3 protein-coding genes and 1 pseudogene are annotated in these 2699 nt (G+C 45.9%); 2 read left to right on the top strand and 2 right to left on the bottom strand.

Annotated elements, in window-relative coordinates:
* The coding region (locus tag PX636_RS09225; RefSeq protein ID WP_288116849.1) for a helix-turn-helix domain-containing protein at window positions 1-228 on the bottom strand (228 nt) is incomplete at its 3' end.
* 78 nt (window positions 229-306) lie between these two features.
* Between PX636_RS09225 and PX636_RS09220 the strand changes: the two are divergent.
* Window positions 307-513: pseudogene (locus PX636_RS09220) on the top strand (IS200/IS605 family transposase); the annotation flags it as partial.
* Window positions 514-681: 168 nt separating this feature from the next.
* On the opposite strand, the gene PX636_RS09215 reads toward PX636_RS09220, so the two are convergent.
* The gene (locus tag PX636_RS09215) at window positions 682-2154 is read right to left on the bottom strand and encodes a leucyl aminopeptidase (RefSeq protein WP_288116846.1); all 1473 of its coding nucleotides are present in this window, start codon (window positions 2152-2154) and stop codon (window positions 682-684) included.
* A gap of 234 nt (window positions 2155-2388) precedes the next feature.
* Between PX636_RS09215 and PX636_RS09210 the strand changes: the two genes are divergently transcribed.
* On the top strand, window positions 2389-2628 hold the full coding sequence (locus PX636_RS09210; protein WP_044034906.1) for a hypothetical protein: 240 nt from the start codon (window positions 2389-2391) through the stop codon (window positions 2626-2628).
* Window positions 2629-2699: the final 71 nt, after the last annotated feature.

Below are 2699 nucleotides of genomic sequence, written 5' to 3'. Positions count from 1 at the left end.
TAGATTTTTAGCTTGAACGAAGTAATTTGGATAGGGTTCATCCGCAGGAATTATGTACTCGGAAACTAACGAACAACGATCCGCAAGACACTTTCGAGAGTTTAACCAATCTTTCCGTTCCGAGAGCGCGTAATTATAAACGCTCTTACAAACATCAAGAATGTGGACAATCTCTCGTTCCTGTTTCTTGTTTACCTTTAGTTTGTACTGGTAGGTAAGCGTTATCACTGTCGTTAGTTTCGTGATGTGATGTATAGTTAAATTGTAACACTTACTGCCTAGTATATCAACTAATTACAATCATGGACCAAACTAATCGCTAACCTTAAAACAGTTAGTAGTCGCTTAATTAGACAAGAATTTCCGGATTTGGCGGCAAAGTATTTCGACAACAAACCCTATTTTTGGGCGGGAGCTTATTTCGTGGCTAGTTGTGGCGACGTTACTGTCGAACAACTAAAAAAATACGTCGAGAACCAAAACTCCCCAAAAGTGGAAAGGCTACTGCGTTAGTTTCATTCTGGTCGCGATTCATCTCCCGTTAACCGCTACGCAGTTTAACGGGAGTCCTCTCGCGACCTTGAGATAGGGGTGAGGGGTGGGGCAGATTTTTCAGGGATCGGTAAACAGTAAACAGTGAAAATACTCCTCACCTAATACCGCTTACCGATCACCGATAACTTAATTATTGGCCATTACCCAATTAACTAGAGTGCGGACGGGAAAACCGGTGGCCCCGGAATTATTAACGCCATTTTCTTTATCGGACCAGACCGGTCCTGCGATATCTAGGTGGAGCCAGGGAGTATTATTAATGAATTGCTTCAAAAATAAAGCGGCTGTAATGGAACCGCCGGGGCGCGGGCCGGTGTTTTTCATATCGGCAATTTGAGACTTCATCCCCTCGAAATATTTTTCTTCTAGGGGCATTGGCCAGAATTTTTCGCCGGCTAATTTAGCGGCCTCTTGGAGTTGAACAGTGAGACTCTCATCGCTACTCCATAAACCGGCGATATCGTCCCCCAAAGCGATGACACAGGCCCCGGTTAAAGTGGCTAGATCCACGATCGCATCCACCTCTAATTTTTCCGCAAAAACCAAACCATCGGCCAGGGTTAATCGTCCCTCGGCATCGGTGTTATTGACTTCAATAGTTTTGCCATTAGAAGCGGTTAAAATGTCCCCGGGGTGCATAGCGCGACCACTAATCATATTTTCTGTAGCCGGACAGATAAAGTGTACTTCCACTTCTGGCTGTAATTGGGCGATCGCCTTGGCTGCGCCTAGGGTGGCGGCACCACCCCCCATATCCATTTTCATGGTTTCGATGCCACTGCCGGCCCCTTTAATATTCAAACCGCCGGAATCAAAGGTTAAGCTTTTGCCGACGATTGCTAGTTTACGTTTCGGGGTTCCTTGGGGTTTATAGATTAAATGAAGGAATTTCGGGGGAATATCCGAGGCTTTGGCCACTCCTAGGAAGGCTCCCATGCCCAAGCTTTCGCATTCTTCCTGTTCCAGAATGTTGAGACTTAATCCGTATTCGGCGGCAATTTGCTCGGCGGTTTCTGCCATGGTCAGGGGGGTGACGGTGTTAGCGGGAGCATTGACTAATTCTCTGGCCAGAATCACCCCGGAACAGATTTGCTCGGACTTGGCGATCGCCGATGCTTGCTCTCCTAAACCCAATAACTCGACGGTTTCTAATTTGGCTCCTTTTTCCTCCTTAGTGGACTTGAAGCGGGTATCTTGATGAGTGGCCAGCAGTAGTCCTTCCGTGATTGCTCCGGCGGTGGCGGACTGATCGCCAACTATCGGTAAACTGATGGCCAGAGCTTGGCTTTTTTGTTGTTTGGCCAGACGAGCGATCGCAGCAGCCGCTAGACGCAGGGTTTGCAGGTCGAAATCGGCAGTTTTTCCCAATCCCACCAGGATTAATTTGCGAATCGGACCTCCACCTAGACGAGTCGCCGCACTGCTGCCTAATTTTCCTTCGAATTCCGTCTCGGAGATGAGATCCCCTAGGTTTCCCCCTAGTTTATCGTTTAATTCTGCCAATTCTCCTGCAATCTCGATGGCTCCTTCTGGTAAACCTAGGGCTAAAGTATCTCCTGTCCAAGTAAGGAGCGAGGTGTCAGTCGATCGAATATCCATTCTTTATCTCGATAATTCTTTGCAAATTGCTTCTATTAATCACTATACTGTAAGCTCTATCAGTTATCATCGATCATCTGTTGAGGTTTAGTGGCTCCCTGTCAAGAATCAAGGTCTAGCTCTTGCTAAAATCATTGTCCCTGATTGCTGATGCTGACTGGGGATAACTGCCAGGGGTTCTACTACTTAGAAAAAATTACCAAGTTTGTGTTGATCACTCAAGGAGAAATTTTTATGGAAATATCTCGTCCTAATCAAGTAGAATTAACCGCCGAAGAACAACAGGAACTAGAAAAGTTGCGAGCTATTATCGAACAGGCTAGTGTTGATGGCGTGATCACTCAAGGGGAAAGGGAAAGAATCGCCCTAGCTATGAGGTCTGATGGTAAAGTGACCCTAGAAGAATTAGAGTTAGTCAGAACTTTAATTACCGAAAAAGTGAGCAAAGGGGAATTGGTTCTGGATTATCTTTAAACTCTGGAAAATCAGATAAAAAAAGACGGGGTGAAAACCCCGTCCTATTTGTCAAGAATTATGACAAATCC

The sequence above is a fragment of the Microcystis sp. M53598_WE2 genome (genome assembly GCF_030067735.1).
Lineage (GTDB): Bacteria > Cyanobacteriota > Cyanobacteriia > Cyanobacteriales > Microcystaceae > Microcystis > Microcystis aeruginosa.
The sequence above is the reverse complement of the archived record's forward strand: the minus strand, read 5'-3'. Positions and strand labels throughout refer to the sequence as shown.

What these genes read in the sequence shown, in the direction of transcription:
- PX636_RS09215 (WP_288116846.1), bottom strand. Translation starts at nt 2,154, where the DNA reads ATGGATATTCGATCGACTGACACCTCGCTCCTTACTTGGACAGGAGAT.
- PX636_RS09210 (WP_044034906.1), top strand. Translation starts at nt 2,389, where the DNA reads ATGGAAATATCTCGTCCTAATCAAGTAGAATTAACCGCCGAAGAACAA.